The 19,783-nt window shown below is 72.2% G+C and carries 16 protein-coding genes, 3 tRNA genes and 1 pseudogene; 14 read left to right on the forward strand and 6 right to left on the reverse strand.

Features of this window, described 5'->3' with window-relative positions; genetic code table 11:
- Window positions 1-45 precede the first annotated feature (45 nt).
- Window positions 46-1,473, reverse strand: a complete 1,428-nt coding sequence (locus tag FFA01_RS10895; RefSeq protein WP_244289809.1) for an MFS transporter — start codon at window positions 1,471-1,473, stop codon at window positions 46-48.
- Window positions 1,470-2,702 (reverse strand): isochorismate synthase, encoded by a 1,233-nt coding sequence (locus FFA01_RS10900; protein ID WP_146855996.1) that lies wholly within the window; start codon window positions 2,700-2,702, stop codon window positions 1,470-1,472. The genes FFA01_RS10895 and FFA01_RS10900 overlap by 4 nt, the downstream gene beginning before the upstream one ends.
- A gap of 52 nt (window positions 2,703-2,754) precedes the next feature.
- Here FFA01_RS10900 and ubiE point away from each other — a divergent pair, with 52 nt between their 5' ends.
- The 5 genes from ubiE (at window position 2,755) to cls (ending at window position 8,124) form a co-directional block, all read left to right on the forward strand.
- Window positions 2,755-3,495 carry a bifunctional demethylmenaquinone methyltransferase/2-methoxy-6-polyprenyl-1,4-benzoquinol methylase UbiE gene (ubiE, locus tag FFA01_RS10905; RefSeq protein WP_244289810.1) on the forward strand — a complete coding sequence of 247 codons (741 nt, stop codon included), beginning with the start codon at window positions 2,755-2,757 and terminating at the stop codon, window positions 3,493-3,495.
- Window positions 3,492-4,589 (forward strand): polyprenyl synthetase family protein, encoded by a 1,098-nt coding sequence (locus tag FFA01_RS10910; RefSeq protein ID WP_146855998.1) that lies wholly within the window; start codon window positions 3,492-3,494, stop codon window positions 4,587-4,589. The genes ubiE and FFA01_RS10910 overlap by 4 nt, the downstream gene beginning before the upstream one ends.
- A gap of 93 nt (window positions 4,590-4,682) precedes the next feature.
- Entirely contained in the window at window positions 4,683-6,059 is a 1,377-nt protein-coding gene (locus tag FFA01_RS10915) for an FAD-dependent oxidoreductase (RefSeq protein ID WP_146856000.1), read from the forward strand.
- A gap of 106 nt (window positions 6,060-6,165) precedes the next feature.
- Window positions 6,166-6,654, forward strand: coding sequence for a YajQ family cyclic di-GMP-binding protein (locus FFA01_RS10920; protein ID WP_146856002.1), 489 nt, complete (start codon window positions 6,166-6,168; stop codon window positions 6,652-6,654).
- A gap of 21 nt (window positions 6,655-6,675) precedes the next feature.
- Complete coding sequence (gene cls, locus FFA01_RS10925; RefSeq protein ID WP_244289811.1) at window positions 6,676-8,124, forward strand: cardiolipin synthase; 1,449 nt, start codon at window positions 6,676-6,678, stop codon at window positions 8,122-8,124.
- Window positions 8,125-8,496: 372 nt separating this feature from the next.
- Here cls and FFA01_RS10930 read toward each other — a convergent pair whose 3' ends face one another.
- Window positions 8,497-9,390 carry a type IV toxin-antitoxin system AbiEi family antitoxin domain-containing protein gene (locus tag FFA01_RS10930; protein WP_146856006.1) on the reverse strand — a complete coding sequence of 298 codons (894 nt, stop codon included), beginning with the start codon at window positions 9,388-9,390 and terminating at the stop codon, window positions 8,497-8,499.
- A gap of 467 nt (window positions 9,391-9,857) precedes the next feature.
- On the opposite strand from FFA01_RS10930, the gene FFA01_RS10935 reads away from it, so the two are divergent.
- From FFA01_RS10935 to FFA01_RS10945, 3 genes are all read left to right on the forward strand, one after another.
- Window positions 9,858-9,939 (forward strand) — tRNA-Tyr (locus tag FFA01_RS10935).
- A 163-nt stretch (window positions 9,940-10,102) separates the two neighbouring features.
- Window positions 10,103-10,915, forward strand: coding sequence for an inositol monophosphatase family protein (locus FFA01_RS10940; protein WP_146856036.1), 813 nt, complete (start codon window positions 10,103-10,105; stop codon window positions 10,913-10,915).
- Between the two features lie 267 nt (window positions 10,916-11,182).
- Window positions 11,183-12,421 carry a M23 family metallopeptidase gene (locus FFA01_RS10945; RefSeq protein WP_146856008.1) on the forward strand — a complete coding sequence of 413 codons (1,239 nt, stop codon included), beginning with the start codon at window positions 11,183-11,185 and terminating at the stop codon, window positions 12,419-12,421.
- A 52-nt stretch (window positions 12,422-12,473) separates the two neighbouring features.
- On the opposite strand, the gene FFA01_RS10950 is transcribed toward FFA01_RS10945, so the two are convergent.
- Window positions 12,474-14,225, reverse strand: coding sequence for a glycoside hydrolase family 13 protein (locus tag FFA01_RS10950; RefSeq protein WP_146856010.1), 1,752 nt, complete (start codon window positions 14,223-14,225; stop codon window positions 12,474-12,476).
- 76 nt (window positions 14,226-14,301) lie between these two features.
- On the opposite strand from FFA01_RS10950, the gene FFA01_RS10955 reads away from it, so the two are divergent.
- Entirely contained in the window at window positions 14,302-15,267 is a 966-nt protein-coding gene (locus tag FFA01_RS10955) for an aldo/keto reductase (RefSeq protein ID WP_244289813.1), read from the forward strand.
- Between the two features lie 6 nt (window positions 15,268-15,273).
- Here the strand turns inward: FFA01_RS10955 and FFA01_RS10960 are convergent, their stop codons facing one another.
- Complete coding sequence (locus FFA01_RS10960; protein ID WP_146856014.1) at window positions 15,274-15,813, reverse strand: 2'-5' RNA ligase family protein; 540 nt, start codon at window positions 15,811-15,813, stop codon at window positions 15,274-15,276.
- A gap of 126 nt (window positions 15,814-15,939) precedes the next feature.
- On the opposite strand from FFA01_RS10960, the gene FFA01_RS10965 reads away from it, so the two are divergent.
- The 5 genes from FFA01_RS10965 to FFA01_RS10985 all read left to right on the forward strand — a co-directional run bounded on the left by FFA01_RS10965 (window position 15,940) and on the right by FFA01_RS10985 (window position 19,428).
- A tRNA-Thr gene (locus tag FFA01_RS10965) sits at window positions 15,940-16,011 on the forward strand.
- 51 nt (window positions 16,012-16,062) lie between these two features.
- A tRNA-Met gene (locus FFA01_RS10970) sits at window positions 16,063-16,136 on the forward strand.
- A gap of 165 nt (window positions 16,137-16,301) precedes the next feature.
- Window positions 16,302-17,528, forward strand: coding sequence for a type III polyketide synthase (locus FFA01_RS10975; RefSeq protein ID WP_146856016.1), 1,227 nt, complete (start codon window positions 16,302-16,304; stop codon window positions 17,526-17,528).
- Window positions 17,528-18,250, forward strand: coding sequence for a methyltransferase domain-containing protein (locus FFA01_RS10980; protein ID WP_167627352.1), 723 nt, complete (start codon window positions 17,528-17,530; stop codon window positions 18,248-18,250). Before FFA01_RS10975 ends, FFA01_RS10980 begins: the two co-directional genes overlap by 1 nt.
- 5 nt (window positions 18,251-18,255) lie before the next feature.
- Window positions 18,256-19,428 carry an FAD-dependent oxidoreductase gene (locus FFA01_RS10985; RefSeq protein ID WP_244289814.1) on the forward strand — a complete coding sequence of 391 codons (1,173 nt, stop codon included), beginning with the start codon at window positions 18,256-18,258 and terminating at the stop codon, window positions 19,426-19,428.
- Window positions 19,429-19,491: 63 nt separating this feature from the next.
- On the opposite strand, the pseudogene FFA01_RS15950 reads toward FFA01_RS10985, so the two are convergent.
- Window positions 19,492-19,783: pseudogene (locus FFA01_RS15950) on the reverse strand (UbiA family prenyltransferase); the annotation flags it as partial.

The raw sequence follows: 19,783 nt of genomic DNA on the forward strand, positions 1-19,783 counted from the left end.
CGTCCGGTTCCCGGCCCGTGACCGAGGAGGCGCGGGTCGTCCCGGTCAGCTCGCGCGGGCCCGGAGCGAGGCGCCCGTGCCTCGCGGGAGCCGCAGCCCCTCGACGACGCTGACGAGGGCCAGCGCGGCCAGCACGACGAGGGCGATGCGGTACCCCGTGGGATCGCCGACGCCCGTCGTGCCGAGCGTCGAGTCGGCGACGCGGACGACCGACGCGGTCAGGGCGACTCCGAGCCCCGTCGCGAGCTGGCTCGTGATCGACGAGAGCGCGTTCGCCGGAGCGAGCCGCTCGGCGGGGACGTCGGCGAACTGCAGGGTGTTGTAGGCGGTGAAGCCGACCGAGCGGAAGACCCCGCTGAGCAGCAGCACCAGCGCCACGAGCATGCGCGAGGTGTCCGCGGACACGAGGGCGCTCGCGACGAAGGTCGCCGCGAGTCCGACCGTGGCCACGGTGATGATCGGGACGACCGGGAACCGCCTCATCAGCGGGGTCGTGAACGGCTTGACCCCCAGGTTGCCGACGAAGACCCAGGTGAGCATCAGGCCGGCCTCCGCCGGCGACCAGCCGAAGCCGTCCTGGAGCAGGAGCGGGACGACGAACGGGACCCCGTTCACGACCGCCCGGTAGAGCGAGCCGCTCAGGTTCGTGACCCGGAACGACGCGATGCGGAATGCGGTCAGATCGAGCAGCGGATGCGCCGCCCGCCGGAACCACCGGGCCGCCGCCACGACGAGCAGCACCGCGAGCAGCAGCAGGGCGGCTCCGCCGATCGCCGTCGGAGCGGCGCCGAGCAGCTCGAACGCGACGACCCCGGAGACGATCGCGGCCACCACGAGGCCGAGACCCACGCCGTCGAGACGCGGCCGGTCCGCGGGCGCGACGACGGGGACGACCCGCCAGGCCACGACGAGCAGGGCCGCGCCCACGGGCACGTTGACCAGGAAGACCCACTGCCAGCCGAGGTGCTCGGTGAGCAGCCCGCCGATCAGGGGAGCGATGACGGGCGCGACGAGGGCCGGCCAGGTGAGATACGCGATGGCCCGGATCAGCTCGGACGCGCCGGTGCTCCGCAGCACGATCAGGCGGCCGATCGGCACCATCATGCTGCCGGCGAAGCCCTGCAGCGCGCGAGACGCCGTCAGCGACACCAGATCACCGCTCACGGCGCACGCCACCGAGGCCAGGGTGAACAGCACGATGGCCGCGAGGAACACGCGTCGGGCGCCCCAGCGCTCGGCGAGCCACGCGCCGAGCGGGATGAACGCGGCGACGGCGACGAGGTAGCTGGTGACCGCGATTCCGACCTCGGCCGGCTGGACCGCGAAGTCGCGGGCGATGGAGGCGGTGGCCGTCGAGAGGATCGTCGCGTCGAGGTTCTCCATGAAGAAGGCCGCGGCGACCACCAGTGCGACGGGTCGCGACCAGGCCTCGACCGCTCCGCCGCCGACGCGGGGGCTCGGAGGGGCGGTCACTGCGCGAACGCCCCGACCACGGGCTGGAACTTCATGCCGGTCTCGGCGGCCTCGCGCTCGGGGACCGAGTCCGCGACGATGCCCGCCCCGGCGAAGGCGCGGACCGTCCCGTCGGGGGACACCTGGGCGCAGCGCAGGGCGATCGCCCACTCGCCGTCGCCGTCGGCCCCGACCCAGCCCACCGGGCCGGCGTAGCGACCGCGGTCGAACGGCTCGAGGCGGCGGATCAGGGCCAGCGCCTCCGGGGTGGGCGTCCCGGCGACGGCGGCCGTCGGATGCAGGGACGCGATGAGGTCGAGCGAGCTCGACCCGTCGGTGAGACGCCCGCGGACGTCGCTCGCGAGGTGCCAGAGGTTGGGGAGCTTCAAGGTGAAGGGCTGCTCGCCCGTCACGATCCCGTCGGCATGGCGGCCGAGCGACTGCAGCAGGCTGCGCAGGGCGTAGGCGTGCTCGTCGAGGTCCTTCGTCGAGGTGGCCAGCGCGTGGGCGGCACGGTCGTCGCTGACGGCGTCGACGCCTCGGGCGGCGCTCCCGGCGAGGACCCGCGCCGAGACCTCGCCGAGCTCGGTGCGCACCAGGGTCTCGGGGCTGGCCCCGATCAGCCCGTCGACGGCGAAGGCGTAGCAGTCGGGGTAGGCGGTCAGCAGCGTGGCGGCGACGATCCGGAGGTCCGCCTCGGCGGGGATCCGGCCGACGAGGTCGCGGGCCAGGACGACCTTGCTCACCTCGCCTCGGCCGATCGCGTCGACGGCCTGCGCCACCGCGGCGGCGTAGCCGTCGCGCGTCAGCGCCCCCTCGACGAGCCGCAGACGGACGGCGGCCCCCACCGGCGTCGGCGCCGGCGTCACGGCGTCGTCGACCCGCGTGATCCAGGCCACCCCGTCGCGGCGTCCCAGCACGATGCGCGGCACGATCAGCACGCTCGTGTCGGTCGACTCGTCGTCGAACGCGAACGATCCGAAGGCGATCAGGCCGGTGCCCGGCACCCCGACCTCGTCGTCGACGGTGGCGGCGGCGGCGACCTCGCGCCAGGCGTCGGCCGCGTCGGTCATCCGGGTGGGGCCATGGAACTCGAGTCGGAGGGCCTCGCCGATGCCGGCCATGCCCGCTCCGCCACGGACGAAGACGAGCGGGTTCCGTCGGTCGACGACATCGAGCAGGGGGCTGATGTGGTCGATCCGGGTGCTGCGCACGGAGAGGGACGGGGCTCGGAACGACGGGAGGTTCACCGCGACAGCCTACTCGGGCGACGCACCGGCAGTGCCGGTAGGATCGCTCATCGTGACCAAGGCCGACATGAACAAGCAACCCGCAGAGGTCGCGTCGATGTTCGACGGCGTCGCTGCGCACTACGACCGCACGAACGACGTGCTGTCCGCGGGCAACGCCGTCCTGTGGCGTGTCGCGACCGTCAAGGCCATCGGCGCGGGCCCGGCCGACAAGGTCCTCGACATCGCGGCGGGCACCGGGACGAGCTCGGCGGCCATCGCGAAGCGCGGTGCCGAGGTCGTCGCACTCGACTTCAGTCACGGCATGGTCGAGGTCGGGCGCGCTCGCCATCCCGAGCTCGAGTTCGTCGAGGGCGACGCCGAGGCGCTGCCCTTCGACGACGCCACGTTCGACGCCGTCACCATCTCGTTCGGCCTGCGCAACGTCAACCGTCCCAAGGTCGCTCTGGCCGAGATGCACCGCGTCCTCAAGCCCGGTGGACGTCTCGTGGTCTGCGAGTTCTCGACGCCGCCGTTCGGGCTCCTCCGTGCCTCCTACCGGGCCTATCTGCGTTTCGGCATGCCCCTGATCGCGCGCTTCGCGAGCAGCAACAGCCCCGCCTACACGTACCTCGCCGACTCCATCGCCGCCTGGCCCGAGCAGCAGGTGCTGAGCCAGTGGCTGCGCGGGGCCGGGTTCACGCGCGTCGCGTACCGCAACCTGACGTTCGGCATCGTCGCCCTCCACCGCGGTCGGAAGCCGGTGTCCGCGCCGACCCGCGCCTCCTCGTCGAAGAAGCGGGCCACCTCGTGACCGCGGGTGGGCCCGTCGCCCACCGCAACTCGCTCGGCCGGTCCCTCGGGCTCGGCGAGAGGCTGTTCGCGACGCCGGCCGAGAGACGATTCGTGGCGGCCGTGGACGACGGGCTCGAGCTGGTCGAGGAGGGCCTCCTCCGCGAGATCGCGTTCGCCGACGAGATCGCCGACGCCACGACGCGCTACCTGCTGGCCGCCGGCGGCAAACGGGTCCGCCCGACCCTGACCCTCCTGATCGCCCAGCTCGGCGAGGGGGCCACCCCCGGCATCGTCGCCTCCGCCCAGGCGACCGAGATCACGCATCTGGCCTCGCTCTACCACGACGACGTCATGGACGAGGCGCAGATGCGCCGCGGCGTCCCCAGCGCGCAGACCGTCTGGGGCAACAACGTCGCCATCCTGAGCGGCGACCTGCTCTTCGCCCGGGCGAGCACCATCGTCTCCGGGCTCGGCCAGGAGGCGATCCTGCTGCAGGCCGAGACGTTCGAACGGCTCTGCCTCGGGCAGCTGCACGAGACGATCGGACCGCGCGACGGCGACGACCCGATCGCCCACTACCTCGACGTCCTCGCCGACAAGACCGGATCGCTCATCTCGACGGCGGCCCGCGCCGGCGTCATGTTCAGCGGTGCACCGCGGGAGTACCTCGCCCCGGTCGCCGAGTTCGGCGAGAAGATCGGCATCGCCTTCCAGCTGATCGACGACGTCATCGACCTCTCGGACCAGCCGGCCGAGACGGGCAAGAAGGCGGGCACCGACCTCCGAGCCGGCGTGGTCACGCTGCCCGTGCTGTATCTCCGGCAGCTGGCCCGGACCGATCTCGAGGCGTCGGCCCTGCTGTCCGAGATCGACCGCATCGTCGAGGCGACGCAGGGCGAGACCGAGTCCGACCCCGATGTGGACGGTCGGCTCGACGCCGAGTTCGCCGACGTCGTCCGCCGCGTGCGCGAGCACGACGTCACCGAGCGCACCCGTCTCGAGGCCCACCGCTGGGCTCGCGAAGCGCTCGACGCCCTGGCGCCGCTGCCGTCGGGCCCGGTCAAGAAGGCGCTCACCCGCTTCGCCGACCGCGTGGTCGAGCGCTCCGCCTGACCGGCACCGCACCTCCTCGTCGAGGCGCCCCGAACCCCGCATCACCGTCCACCGGCCGGCGTCGCCGAGCCACCCAGCAGGAGAGAGAACACCGTGACCACCTTGCGACTGGCCATCGTCGGAGCCGGACCCGCCGGCATCTACGCCGCCGACATCCTGCTCAAAGCCGAGAAGGGGTTCGACGTCCAGATCGACCTCTTCGAGCAGCTGCCCGCCCCCTACGGTCTCGTCCGCTACGGCGTGGCCCCCGACCACCCGCGCATCAAGGGCATCGTCAACGCCCTGCGCGACGTGCTCGACAGCGGCGACATCCGGGTCTTCGGCAACGTGCGCTACGGCGTCGACCTGTCGCTCGACGACCTGAAGAAGCACTACAACGCCGTCATCTTCTCGACCGGCGCGATCCGCGACGCCGACCTGGACGTCCCCGGCGTCGAGCTCGAGGGCAGCTACGGCGCGGCCGACTTCGTCAGCTGGTTCGACGGGCACCCCGACGTGCCGCGCACCTGGCCTCTCGAGGCGTCGTCCGTCGCCGTCGTCGGAGTCGGCAACGTCGCGCTCGACGTGTCGCGCATCCTGGCGAAGCACGCCGACGACCTCCTCCCCACCGAGATCCCCGACAACGTCTACGAGGTGCTCAAGGCGTCGCCCGTCACCGACGTGCACGTCTTCGGCCGCCGCGGGCCCGCGCAGGTCAAGTTCACCCCCCTCGAGCTCCGCGAGCTCGGCGAGGTGCGCGACGTCGACATGATCGTCTACGACGAGGACTTCGACCACGACGAGGCGTCCAAGACCGCCATCGCGACGAACAAGCAGGTCTTCGTCATCGACAAGGTGCTCAACCAGTGGCGTCAGCGCGAGGTCGGCCAGGCGTCGCGTCGTCTGCACCTGCACTTCTACGCCAAGCCGGTCGAGATCGTCGGCGACGACGAGGGGCGCGTGGCGGCCTTCCGCTACGAGCGCACGCGACCCGACGGGCAGGGCGGCGTCGAGGGCACCGGCGAGATCCGCGACGTCCCGGTCCAGGCCGTCTACCGCGCCGTGGGGTACTTCGGCTCGCCGCTCGACGGCATCCCGTTCGACGAGCGTCGCGGGGTCGTGCCGAACCACGAGGGCCAGGTCATGGACGACGACAATCAGATCGTCCCCGGGGTCTACGCCACCGGCTGGATCAAGCGCGGACCGGTCGGCCTCATCGGGCACACCAAGAGCGACGCCATGGAGACCGTCTCGCACGTCATCAACGACCAGGCGAGCTGGTGGCAGCCGGAGGAGACCGCCCCCGAGGCGATCCCGGCCCTGCTCGAGTCGCGCGGAGTCGCGTACACCGACCTCGACGGCTGGCACCGTCTCGACGAGCACGAGCAGGCCCTCGGCGCGGCCCACCCGCACGAGCGGGTGCGCGTCAAGGTCGTGCCCCGCGACGAGATGGTCCGCGTCTCGCGCGACGAGGCCTCCGCCCTGTCATAGCCGACCTCCTGCGGGCGGCGGTCCCCCCGGACCCGTCGCCCGCGGGTCGTGGGCGTCGCCGCCGGCGGGGTCACCGATGTCGGAGCGGATCGCTAGGCTGGTCGGCATGGCAGATAGCTCTTTCGACGTGGTCAGCAAGGTCGACAAGATGGAGGCGGACAACGCCCTCCATCAGGCGCAGAAGGAGATCGAGCAGCGCTACGACTTCAAGAACGTCGGTGCGTCCGTCGACTGGAGCGGCGAGAAGCTGCTCCTCAAGGCGAGCACCGAGGAGCGCGTCAAGGCCGTCCTCGACGTCCTCGAGTCGAAGTTCATCAAGCGCAGCATCAGCCTGAAGCACCTCGACGCCGGCGAGCCGTACGCGAGCGGCAAGGAGTACCGCATCGAGGCGGCCCTGAAAGAGGGCATCGAGCAGGACCAGGCGAAGAAGATCGGCAAGATCATCCGCGACGAGGCCCCCAAGAGCGTCAAGAGCCAGATCCAGGGCGACGAGCTGCGGGTCCAGTCCAAGAGCCGCGACGACCTGCAGGCCACGATGGCCCTGCTCAAGAAAGCCGACCTCGACGTCGACCTCCAGTTCGTGAACTTCAGGTAGTCCGTGGTCGAACCGTCGTGGGTGGCTCCCACCCTCGCCGTGCTGGGCATCGTCGTCGACGTCGCCATCCGCGTCTTCGCGATCGTCTATGTCCCCATCAACCGGCGTCCTCAGACGGCGACGGCCTGGCTGCTGGCGATCTTCCTGATCCCCTACGTCGGCTTCATCCTCTTCCTGCTGATCGGCAGCACGCGCCTCCCTCGTCGTCGCCGGGAGAAGCAGGCGGAGATCAACAAGTACATCGTCGAGACCACCGAGGGGATGGAGCGCGTCAAGCGCGACCACCCCTGGCCCGCGTGGCTCGACTCGGTCGTCGAGCTGAACCGCACGCTCGGCGCCATGCCGCTGGTCGGCGGCAACACGGCCGAGATCCACTCCGAGTACGACGACTCGATCGCGGCGATGGTCGCGGCCGTCGACGACGCCCATCGGTGGGTGCACGCCGAGTTCTACATCACGAGCCTCGACGCGACGACCGAGCCGTTCTTCATCGCCCTCGAGAACGCCCGGCGCCGCGGAGTCACGGTCCGCCTCCTCATGGACCACATCGCCAGCCGCGGCTATCCGGGCTACCGCAAGACCAGGCGACGCCTCGACCGGATCGGGGTCGAGTGGCAGCTGATGCTGCCCGTGCAGCCTCTGAAGGGCAAGTACCAGCGCCCCGATCTCCGCAACCACCGCAAGCTCCTCGTCATCGACGGGACGGTCGCGTTCACGGGCTCGCAGAACATGATCGATCGCGGCTACCAGAAGCGGAAGAACCGTCGTCGCGGTCTCGCCTGGAAGGACTTCATGGTGCGGTTCGACGGCCCCATCGTGGCCGGCATCAACGCCCTGTTCGTGACCGACTGGTACAGCGAGACCGACGAGCTGCTGATCCGCGAGGCCGACCCGGTGCACACGTCGGACGCGCTCGAGACCGTCGACTGCCAGGTGGTCCCGAGCGGGCCCGGCTTCGAGGGCGAGAACAACCTCCGGCTCTTCAACTCGCTCCTCTACAGCGCGCAGGAGCGCATCATCCTCACGAGCCCGTACTTCGTGCCCGACGAGTCGATGCTCTACGCCGTCACGACCGCTGCGCAGCGGGGTCTCGACGTGCAGCTGTTCGTCAGCGAGATCGGCGACCAGCCCGTCGTATATCACGCACAGCGGTCGTACTACGAGGCGCTGCTGCGCGCCGGCGTGCGGATCTTCCTCTACCGATCCCCGACGGTGCTGCACGCCAAGCACGTGACCATCGACGAGGAGGTGGCCGTGATCGGGTCGAGCAACATGGACATGCGGTCGTTCAGCCTCAACCTCGAGATCTCGATCATGATCCGCGGTCGAGGATTCGTCCGGCGGATCCGCGAGGTCGAGCAGTCCTACCGCGATGCGAGCCGCGAGCTCACCCTCGACGAGTGGCAGGCGCGCCCGTTCCGCTCGAAGGTGCTCGACAACGTCGCCCGCCTCACCTCCGCCGTGCAGTAGCCCCCGCCGCCCGCCCCCCCCCCGGTGTGCAAATCGCGACATGCGCGCCCCCCTGGGCAGGAGAAACGGGGTTCAACGCCGGTCCAGAGGCCGTCGAGGTCGGGTTCGGCCCGGAGATGGAGCTCGCGGCGGTCGGGTTCGGCCCGGGGATGGAGCTCGCGGCGGCCGGGTTCGGCCCCGGGGATGGAGCTCGCGGCGGTCGGGTTCGGCCCCAGGGATGGAGCTCGCGACGGTCGGGTTCAGCCCCAGGGGTGGAGGCGCGGCGGCCGCGTTCGGCCCTGGGTGCGGCAGGCGCGGCGGACGGCCCCGGAGACACGGAAGACGGCCTCCGACGGTCGGATCCGCCTGTCCCCACCTGCCGGGGGCGCACTGCTAAGCGGAGAGGCGTGCTCCTGCGTGGCGTCCGAGGGCGACCGTGACAGCCGTCGACACGGCCGTCCAATCGAAGAGGATCTGAGAGTAGGTCGCCTCGATGACGACGTACCCGAGGGCCATGATGTGCAGGATGCGGGCACGGTCGGCCTTGTAGGCCGCGGGAGACGAATGGAAGTCCACGCTGACGCATTCGATGACGAGCCAGCCGTCGATCAGGAGGTCGACCCGAGTGTCCGCGTCGACCCACACCTGAGGTTCGGCGCGAATCCCCTCCTGGGCCAGGCGGACGCGGGCGATGGACTCGCTGCCCGCTTCGGCGCGCGGATCGAGCGACGCGATCATGCCCCGGGCCGTGCGGTGTCCCGCGAGGTGCTCCAGGACCTCGTTGAGGATGGGCCTCTGCCGGTGCGGGAGCCGCATGGCGGAGTCGATCATCGCGGCGGCGAACTCCGGGCTCTCGTGGAGGAGCACCTGGGCGGCCGCTCGGCTCGGCGACGCCAGGAGGCGCTCCGTCCTCGGGCAGAACCGCGTCCGGTCCCGCAGGACCAGGACGTCCGACCGCCCCGCATCCAGCCGCGCTCCGGCATCATCCGGGTCTCGGAGGTCGCGGGCGTTGTGCGCGACCGACACGACGAGACGGGGCGAGGGAGCCTGCCAGCCACCTCGGAGGGCGAGTGACGAGGCTCCCGACACCGTGCCTCCTACGCGGGCCGCTCTGATGATGTCGTCGGGGAGCCCCCGCGACGCGTAGAGCCCGTGACGCACGCGGACGATCTCGCCGTCGGCCCAGGACGTCTCGACCTGGCGGCGGGTGAGTCCACGCCCGAGCAGTTCGCGACGGTGGGCGAGGCCGCCGAGGTGTCGGATGAGGTCGGGGACGCGGCTGGTCATGGAACGGGATCCTTGCGGAAGCCGGGCGGTTCCGGCGGCTCGTCCGCGTCGGCGGTGGAGGGCGGGTCGAGCAGGGCATCGGGGGAGGGCGGGTCGAGCCGGGTGTCTGTGGAGGGCGCTTCTCGGGTGGCAGGCCGAATCCGACCGGCGGGATGCCCTCCGGTGCGCCGTACCCGACCCCGGGGAGTCGCTGCTGCGTGCCGAACCCGACCGTCGAGAGGCGGTACAGCGTGCCGAACTCGACCGATGGGAGCCGAGGAGGCGCGACACGCCACGATCACGCGGCGTGCGGACCCGCCACGGTCGCGAATTGCACAGCCAGCCGAGTGCGGGGGCCGTCGGGCGGGAGCGGGCGACGGGGAGGGGCGGGGAGGGGTGCAGGAGGTGCGGGTGGTCAACAGGAGGCTCGCGAGGCTGTATATTTGTCTGGCGCCTCCGGTCGATGAACACATGGGCTGGGCGTGCATGGCAAGTTACCCAAGTGGCCAAAGGGATCTGACTGTAAATCAGCCGGCGTAGCCTTCGGGGGTTCGAATCCCTCACTTGCCACGGCCTCATCCGAGCGAGACATCGACTCGGCAGGGCGGATCACCACGACACACCTCAGAACGGACTCGATCGCTCGAGTCCGTTCGTGTTTCACGACCCGATCGCCCAGGGAGGCACCGTGTCCGAGAATCGTCCGTCCGGTGCCGTCGAGCGGGACGGCTCCGTGCCCGAACCCGCCCTGTCGGACGCGCTCCTCCGCTTGGCGCGATCGGTCGCGACCGAGGCCGCGGAGCTCGCGGCCAGCCGCCGATCCGAGGGCGTCGAGGTGGCCGCGACCAAGAGCAGCCTCGTCGACGTCGTCACCCACACCGATCGCGAGGTCGAGGAGTTCATCCGGGCCCGGCTGGCCGCCGAGCGCCCCGGCGACGGGTTCTTCGGCGAAGAGGGGGCCCCCGACGACTCGACGACCGGGCTGACCTGGGTCGTCGACCCGATCGACGGCACCGTCAACTTCCTGTACGGCATCCCGCAGTGGGCGGTCAGCATCGCCGTCGTCGAGAACGGTCCGGATCCGCAGCGGTGGCGGGCCCTCGCGGCCTGCGTGGTGAACCCGCTCGCCGGCGAGGTCTACGAGGCCCGTCTCGGAGGAGGCGCGTGGCTGTCCGGACGCCGCCTCGCCGTCTCGACCCCCGCCTCCCTGGAGCAGTCGCTCGTGGGCACCGGCTTCTCGTACGACTCCGACCGTCGCGTCGAGCAGGCGGCGATCCTCGGACGGCTGATCGGACGGGTCCGCGACATCAGGCGGATGGGCGCCGCGTCGCTCGATCTCTGCGCCGTCGCGGCGGGTCGACTCGACGCGTACGTGGAGCGCGGCCTGAAGCCCTGGGATCACGCCGCCGGCGTCCTGATCGCCGCCGAGGCCGGGGCCGTCCTGCAGGGGGAGGACGGCCGGGCGCCCGACGAGGCGCTGACCGTGGCGGTCGCCCCGCAGATCGCCGACGAACTGATCACGGCCCTGGCCGACGCCCGGTTCTGAGCCCGTCCGAGCCAGGCCGCCGCCAGGCCGCCGGCAGGCGAGCGCCGCACCCGAAGGCCGCATGAGCCCTAGCCGACCCCGTGCTGCGAGGCCCGGCCGGCGCCTCCTCGGCCCTGCCGGACACCGACCGCGGGTAGCCATTCGTTCATCCTTCGGCTACCCTGGACTGGTTCGTTACTTTTCCGTGACATGGTCGACGGGGTAGCGGCCGAGAAGAAGAGGGAGCACCCGCCTCTCCGTCCCGACAACCCCGAGGATCCATCAGACGTGTCGAAATACCAGAACATCGCCGAGCCCGACGGCGACGGAACCCCGTCGCTCCGCGCAGAGGACGAGCTTCTGGTCTCCGTCTCGGACACCGCGACCGCCAGCATCACGATCCCGACCATCGCTCCCGTCTACGCCACGCGGCGTGAGGCCCGCGAGGCCGAACGAGCCGCCGCGGCACTCGCCGGCGCCACGTCGACCGGATCGCCGGCCACCGTGGTCGAGCCCGTCCTCGTCGTCCCGGCAGCCACGACCGCCCCGTCGCCTCTCGCCTCCGTGGCGGACACCGACGCCGACGCTCCCGCCACGAGCGGCGCCGCCGTCGACCCCGACTCGCGCCGTGCCCGTCGCGCCGCCGAGGCCTCGTCGCGCACCCGCGGTCAGCGCTCCACGACAGCCCGCGCCACCGCAGCCCGCTCCACCGGAGCCCGCTCCACCGGAGCCCGCTCGACCCCGGCCCGTTCCGCCTCCGCACGCCCGACGGCGCCCCGGGCTTCGCGCGCCGCAGCGACCCCGGCGGCCACGTCCGCCGCCCCTCGGGGCGCCTCGTTCGCCCGTGCCTCGAAGCGCGTCACCGTCGTCGGCGCCATGCTGTTCGCCGGCGCGATGCTCGTCGCGACCTCGGTGCCCGCCAACGCGTTCTTCGTCGACACCCCCGAGGTCACGGCGGCCAAGAAGGCGGCCGGAGCCCAGAGCTTCGTCGCGGCCGGTGCGGCCCCCGAGGCCAGCGTGTCGCGCGACGGCTACTCGGTCAGCACCATCGTGGTCAACGAGTACGCCTCGACCAGCGCGAGCACCTTCACCAACGACGTCGCGGGCACGGTGCAGTGGCCGTTCCAGACCGGCGTGCCGATCAGCAGCGGCTTCGGCGCCCGTCAGGTGAGCAACTGCAGCTTCTGCTCGACCTTCCACCAGGGCCTCGACTTCATCCCCGGTGCCGGCTCGCCTATCCAGTCGATCGCCGACGGCGTCGTCAGCGCGGTCAGCGGACCCTCGGGGGCCTTCGGCAACCACGTCGAGATCGAGCACGTGATCAACGGCCAGAAGGTCACCTCGACGTACTCGCACATGCAGACCGGTTCGGTCACCGTCGCCGTCGGCGACACGGTCACCGTCGGACAGATCGTCGGTGCCGTCGGCAGCACGGGCAACAGCACGGGCGCGCACCTGCACTTCGAGATCCACCTCAACGGCGTCCCGGTCGACCCGTACCCCTGGCTCACCGCCAACACCAACTGAACGACAGAACCCCCGGCCGCGGCCGGGGGTTCTCTCGTTCAGGGGGCGGGACTCAGACGGCGCTCTCGCGCAGCCACACGGCGGCGTTCGCCGGCAGGGCGGGCCCGTCGAGCGCCATCGTCGACAGCAGCACCTCGCCGACCGGCAGCTCGATCGCGACGTCGCCGGTGTTCGCGAGCACGGTCACGCCCGCGCTGCGGAACGCGACGACGTCGGCGCCGTACTCGTCGAGCCAGCTGATCGTCGACCGGCCGAGGCCGAGCTCCGATCGGAGGCGGAGCGCCAGACGGTAGAGCTCGAGGGTCGAACCCGCCACTCCCTGCTGCTCGTCGCGGGCGTAGGTCGACCAGTCGTCGGGCTGCGGCAACCAGGAGGCGCCGGTCGCGTTGAAGCCGAAGGCCGGCGACCCGGATTCCCAGGGCAGCGGGACGCGGCAGCCGTCGCGGCCGTAGCGCTCGCCCTCGGTGCGGAACCAGGTCGGGTCCTGACGGGACTCGTCGGGCAGGTCGATCGCCTCGGGCAGGCCGAGCTCCTCGCCCTGGTAGAGGTAGGCGCTGCCGGGCAGGGCGAGCATGACGGCCGAGGCGGCGCGCGCCCGGGCCAGGCCCAGCTCGGGGATCGGGAGCCCGAGGCTCTTCGGTCCGATGCCGTGACCCTGGGGGTTCTCGGCCGTGAGGGCCAGGCGACTCGCGTGGCGCACGACGTCGTGGTTGCTCAGCACCCAGGTGCTCGGGGCGCCGACGCTCGAGAAGACCTCGATGGACGCGTCGACGACGCGACGGATCTCGGACGCCGACCAGCCCGTCTCGAGGTACGAGAAGTTGAACGCCTGGTGCATCTCGTCGGGTCGCACCCAGTCGGCGAGGCGGGAGAGCGGCTCGACCCAGGCCTCGGCGACCATGACCCGGTCGCCGGGGTACTCGTCGAGGACCTCGCGCCACGACCGGTAGATCTCGTGGACGCCGTCCTGCCCCCAGTAGGGCGGGGGAGCGGAGTCGCCCTGACCGCCGCCCATGCTGCCCGCCTCGGCCGGCGGGGTGTAGTCGGGCAGCCCCTCGGCCTTGATCATGCCGTGGGCGACGTCGACGCGGAAGCCGTCGACCCCGCGGTCGAGCCAGAAGCGCAGCACGGCGACGAACTGGTCGCGGACCCACGGGTCCGTCCAGTCGAGGTCGGGCTGCGACGAGTCGAAGAGGTGGAGGTACCACTGACCCGGGGTGCCGTCCGCCTCGGTGACGCGCGTCCAGGCGGGGCCGCCGAAGATGGACTCCCAGTTGTTGGGCGGCAGCTCGCCGTCGTCGCCTCGGCCGTCGCGGAAGAGGTAGTGGCCTCGCTCGACCGAGCCGGGCTCGGCGGAGAGCGCCGCCTGGAACCAGGCGTGGTCGGACGACGTGTGGTTCGGGACGACGTCGACGATGACCCGGAGGCCCAGCTCGGTGGCGCGGGCCCGGAGGGCGTCGAAGTCGGCGAGGCTGCCGAAGAGCGGGTCGACGTCGCGGTAGTCGGCTACGTCGTAGCCGGCGTCGCGCTGCGGGGAGCGGTAGAACGGCGACAGCCAGACGGCGTCCACGCCGAGGTCGGCGAGCGCGTCGAGTCGGGAGGTGATGCCCGGGAGGTCGCCGACGCCGTCGCCGTCCGAGTCGGCGAAGGATCGGGGATAGACCTGGTAGATGACGGCCGTACGCCACCATTCTCCGCCTCTCTCGGACGAGGCGGCGGTGGCTTCGACGGGGGAGACGGGTGCGTCGGTCTCGGAGTCTGCGGGGGCGTCGAGCGTGTCGCCCGTGGGCTCAGGTGAGGACATGCGCCCACGATACGGCAGGCCGCCGACCCTCCATCCGCTAGCGTGCAGGGACGACCCGACGACGATTGGCAGACCCGTGGACACTCCGCCCGATCCCCGAGTCGTCGACGATCCCGACGACGACGTCCCGTTCCCTCTCGCGCTCGGCACCAACGTCTTCGGCTGGACGGTCGGCGCGCCCACGGCGTTCGAGGTGCTCGACGTCTTCGTCGGCGACGGCGGCAGGATCATCGACACGGCCGACGTGTACTCGGCGTGGCTCCCGGGCAACGTCGGCGGCGAGTCCGAGACGATCATCGGTCGGTGGATCGCCCGACCGGGCAACCGCGACCGGGTGGTCCTGAGCACGAAGTGCGGACAGCACCCCGAGGCCCCCGGGCTCACCCGGGAGAGCATCCGGATGGCGATCGACGCCTCCCTGCGCCGTCTCCGCACCGACTACGTGGACTACTACTTCGCGCACTTCGACGATGACGAGACGCCCCTCGACGAGACCGTCGGAGCGCTCAGCGAGCTGGTGGACGAGGGGAAGATCCGCTACCCCGCCGCGTCGAACTACACGGGTGCGCGCCTCCGTCAGGCCCTCGCCATCGCCGACCGCGATGGCCTCCACCCCTTCGCCGCGGTCCAGGCCGCCTACAACCTGGTCCGTCGCGCCGACTACGAGGAGGACGTGCAGCCGATCGTCGATCACTTCGGCCTGGCGGTGCTCCCGCACTCGTCCCTGGCCAGCGGGTTCCTGACCGGCAAGTACCGCGGCGACGCGGGCCGGGGCGACTCCCCGCGGGGGAGCCGCGCGATGAGCTACGTCACGCCGAAGAACCTCGGCATCGTCGAGGTCCTCGTCGAGATCGCCGACCGACAGCGGGTCGCCCCCGGCGCGGTGGCGATCGCCTGGCTGGCCACCCGGCAGAACGTGATCGGCGCGCTGGCCAGCGCCCGCACCACGATCCAGCTCGAGGGGCTGCTCGACGCGGCCGGAGTCGAGTTCTCGGAGCGCGACCTCGCCGAGCTCGAGGCCGCGTCCGCACCGCGCGACTGATCCCGGTCAGCCCGGCGGAGTCGGTCCGCCGAGCGGCACGACGACCCGGGCGTCGCCGTCCCACCGGCGCGCGGACGTGAGCCGCGCCGTGGCGCCGTCGACCTCGGACTCCGAGAGCACCTCGAGAGCCCGGCCCAGCTGCTCGGGCGAGAGCCTCGAGGCGAGGGTGACGTGCGGAGTCCACCGGCCGGGAGCGCTGTGCTCGACCGGACCCGCGCCTCCCACCGACTCGTGGACCGTCCGGTGCAGGTCCAGCAGCGCGGAGGTGGCCACGACCCCGCGCGCCAGGACGAGCCCTCGCGGTCCACGGCCGAACACGACGAATCCTCCCCACTCGACGCTCACCGGCAGCCTCGAGAAGACGTCGAGGAGGCGCGGGTCGGCGCGGTCGTCGAAGCGCGCGGCCGCCGAGAGGGTCAGGTGCGGGGCGTTGGTGGCCCCGGTGTGGCCGGCGAGCGACGGGAGTCCCGCCTCGGCGAGGAGTCGCCAGTCGTCTCGGACGGCGGCGTCGGACGCGTCGTCGAGCAGGAGTTCGATGCTGTGCACCCGTCGATCCTGCGCCGTCCGCGGCGCGGGCGTCACCCGGTGCGCCGGTGGCGTGAGCAGCCTCCGGACTCTGCTAATATTGCCTGGTGCCAATCGGCCGCGACCAGATCGCGACTCGAAGGTCACGCCCCGATAGCTCAGTGGTAGAGCACTTCCATGGTAAGGAAGGGGTCGTCGGTTCAAACCCGACTCGGGGCTCTGGCTGTCACGATCTCGTCGAAGCGACATCCGACGAGGTCAGCAGCCTGCGGCGGGGTAGCTCAGTTGGTTAGAGCACACGGCTCATAATCGTGGTGTCGCGGGTTCGAGTCCCGCCCTCGCTACCGCAAGGCCCTCTTCGGAGGGCCTTCACCAGTTGCGGCCCGTGTCGGGCTCGGCCGTGTCGGGCTCGGCCGTGTCGGTCTCGCCCGCGCCGGTCTCCCGCACGTGTCGCTCAGCCGTCGGCGCTGAACCGGCCCGGGGCGCAGCGGCAGGGCATACCATGACGCATGCCTGAGAACGCGGATCCCGTCAGCATCCGCAGCATCGGAACGGCCGTCCCCGACACGGTGCTCCGACAAGACGACATCCGCGATCTGTTCCGCTCGCAACCCGGCCTCACCCGCCTGGGGACGCGCCTGGTCGGGGCGGTGTTCGACGCCGCCGCCATCGAGACGCGGCACACCGTGGTCGACGAGCTGGCCCTGGCGGCGACGCCGGCCGCCGCACCCGATACGGGGGTCGTGCCAGACCTCTCCGACGCGCACGATCCGGCTGCCGCACCCGACCCCGCGGTGGCCCCGGTGTTCGTCGACCCGACCACGCGCCGCATCCTCGATCCCAGCACGGGAACCCGCAACGACGTCTACGTGGCCCGGAGCCCCGCCCTGTTCGAGGCCGCGGCCCGTGACGCCCTGGATCGGGCCGAGGGCATCACCGCCGCCGACGTCACCCACGTGGTCACCGTCTCGTGCACCGGCTTCTTCGCTCCCGGTCCCGACTACCTGCTGGTCAGAGCCCTGGGCCTCGCCCCGACCACCCGCCGTCTGCACGTCGGCTTCATGGGCTGCTACGGGGCGTTCCCGGCGATGCGCTCGGCACGCGACACCTGTCTGGCCGATCCCGACGCCGTGGTCCTGATCGTCTGCGTCGAGCTCTGCACCCTGCACCTGCGCAGCTCGTCCGACCCGGACGTCGTCGTGGCCTCGTCCGTGTTCGCCGACGGGGCGGCGGCGGCGATCGTGACGGCCCGGCCCGCGCCTCCGGGGGTCGCCGTCCTCGACGTCGAGGCGCTCGAGACCGTGCTGACGCCGGTCGGCGAGGGCGACATGGCCTGGAGCATCGGCGACAGCGGTTTCGACATGGTGCTGAGCAGCTACGTGCCCCACATCGTCGAGGAGAACATCGACGGCGCGCTCGAGGCGCTCTGGGTCGACGGGTTGTCGGCCGACGACGTCGACCTCTGGGCTGTGCACCCCGGCGGCCGCAGCATCGTCGACCGCGTGCAGACCCGGCTCGAGCTGCGCGACGACCAGGTGGCGGCGTCGCGTCGGGTCCTGCGCGACGTCGGCAACATGTCGAGCGCGACGGTCCTGTTCGTGATGCGCGAGGCGCTCGAGAGCGAGGGAGGCGCGTGGTCGTCCACCGCGCCTCCTCGACCCCAGCGCATGGTCGCCATGGCCTTCGGGCCCGGGCTGACCGTCGAGACCGGCTCGTTCCGCAGCCGGACGGCCTGATGGCGTCTCCGACGGATCCGGGCCGCATCGACCTCGGACGGCGTGACGAGGCGCTGCTCGAGCTGATGGACGACCCCGACTGCGACCTCGGTCTGCTGCAGCGCACCTACGGGGTGTTCCCGCTCGTGAACGGCGTCGTCGCGGGCTGGGGTCGGGTGTATCGCGAGCGCCTCCGTCCGCTGCTGTCGGCGGAGTGCGAGACCCGCCTGCTCGATCTGGGTTCGGGCGGGGGAGACGTCGCCCGCGGGCTCGTCCGGCGCGCCGCCCGCGACGGGCTCCGCCTGCACGTGACGGCCGCCGACCCCGACGGCCGCGCTCACGACTGGGCGTCGGCCCGTCCTGCGCCGGGAGTCGACTACCGTCGCGCCTCGAGCGGCGACCTCGTCGCCGCGGGCGAGACCTTCGACGTCGTGGTGTCGAACCACGTGCTGCACCACCTCGACCGCGCGGCCCGCGACGCGGTTCTGGCCGACAGCGAGCTGCTCGCCCGTCGCCTCGTCGTGCACTCCGACATCCGGCGGGCACGAGCCGCCTACGCCGCCTACTGGCTGGGCACGCTGCCGCTCGCGCGCCGGTCGTTCGTCCGCACCGACGGCTTGCGGTCCATCCGGCGGAGCTTCAGCGCAGACGAGCTCCGCGCCGTCGCGCCGGCCGGTTGGCAGGTCGTCCCTCGCGAACCGTTCCGGCTCTGGCTCGTGCGCGAGAGCGGCGACCGACGATGATCCGCATGCACGACGTCGCCGTGGTCGGCGGCGGGCCGGTCGGGGTCTTCGCCGCGGCCCTGCTCGCGAGCCACGGACTCGACGTGGTCGTCTGGGAACGCCGCACCGCGCCTCCCGGGCACTCCCGTGCCATCGGCATCCACCCGCCGTCGCTGCACGCCTTCGACGAGCTCGGGCTCGCCGACCGGGTCGTCGCGGGCTCGGTGCCGATCGGCCGGGCCGAGGCCCGTGGGTCGGGTCGGACGCTCGGCACCCTGACCTTCGACCGCGCCGACCGGCGCTTCCCGTTCGTCGCCGCGCGACCGCAGTCCGAGACGGAGGCCCTGCTGCGGGAGCGTCTGGACGATCTCTCGCCGGGGGCGCTCCGGCTCGGGGTGGAGCTGACGGGGCTCGAGCAGACCGCCGAGCACGTGCTGCTGCGCGGTGTCGGGTCCCACGGCCCGGTCGAGGCGGCCGCCCGCTTCGTCGTCGCCGCCGACGGGGCCCGGAGTCCCGTGCGCCGACTGGTCGGCATCTCCGCACCGGTCACCGAGCGCGGCGACCACTACGTCATGGCGGACCTCCGCGACGACACGGGCGACGGCGAGACGGCCGTCGTGAACGTCGAGCGGGCCGGGGTCGTCGAGTCGTTCCCGTTGCCCGGAGGCGTGCGCCGCTTCGTGGCGGCGGTCGCGGAGCCCGCGGGCGTCCCGTCGGGCGGGCGGGCCGATGAGGCGGCGGCCGAGACGGTCGCGCGTCTCGTGCGGGAACGGACCGGCGCCACCGTCGACGCGGCGACCGCCACGATGACCAGCGCGTTCTCGGTGCGCACCCGCCTCGCCACGTCGACGGTGTCCGGCCGGGTCGTGCTCATCGGCGACGCCGCCCACGAGATCAGCCCGATCGGCGGTCAGGGGATGAACCTCGGGTGGCTCGACGCCCAGGCCCTCGTCCCCGTTCTGCGACGGGCGCTCCGCAGCGCGGGAGGGCGCCGACTCGACCCCGGGGCCTTCAGCGGCCACCAGGAGGCGCGGCGCCGGTCCGCGAGGAGGGCCGCCGGTCAGGCGCGCCTCAACACCGCCCTCGGACGCCCCTGCGGCGCGGGTGCGTCGGTCGTGCGGCAGGCGGGCCTGAGAGTCGCACTGGGGCTGCCCAGCGCCAGCCTGCTCGCCGCGACGTACGCCATGCGCTTCGCCTGACGCCTCGGTCGGGCCCGCAGGCGCCGTCCGAGACGGTCGGCGCCGCATCGAGGAGGCGCGCCGTCAGACCGTGAGAGCCGCCCCGCCCACCGCGAGCTGCGCCACGAGCAGCAGCGCCGCGAGCATGATCAGCCGGAAGAGCAGGCGGGTCGATCCGCCTCGGAGCACGGCGACCGCGCCGACCACGGCGATGCCGACGACGACCGAGGCTCCGGCGACGGCGAGCGCGGCCGAGGCGCCCGGGGTGGATTCCCCGCGCCACAGCGTCTGCCCGGCGAGCGACAGGAGCGCGCCCGCCGCCAGCGCCGCGAAGGCGACGAGCCCCGCTCGGGCGCGACCGAGCCGGTGCGGCAGG

The organism is Frigoribacterium faeni (assembly GCF_007988805.1).
Taxonomy (GTDB): Bacteria; Actinomycetota; Actinomycetes; order Actinomycetales; family Microbacteriaceae; genus Frigoribacterium; species Frigoribacterium faeni.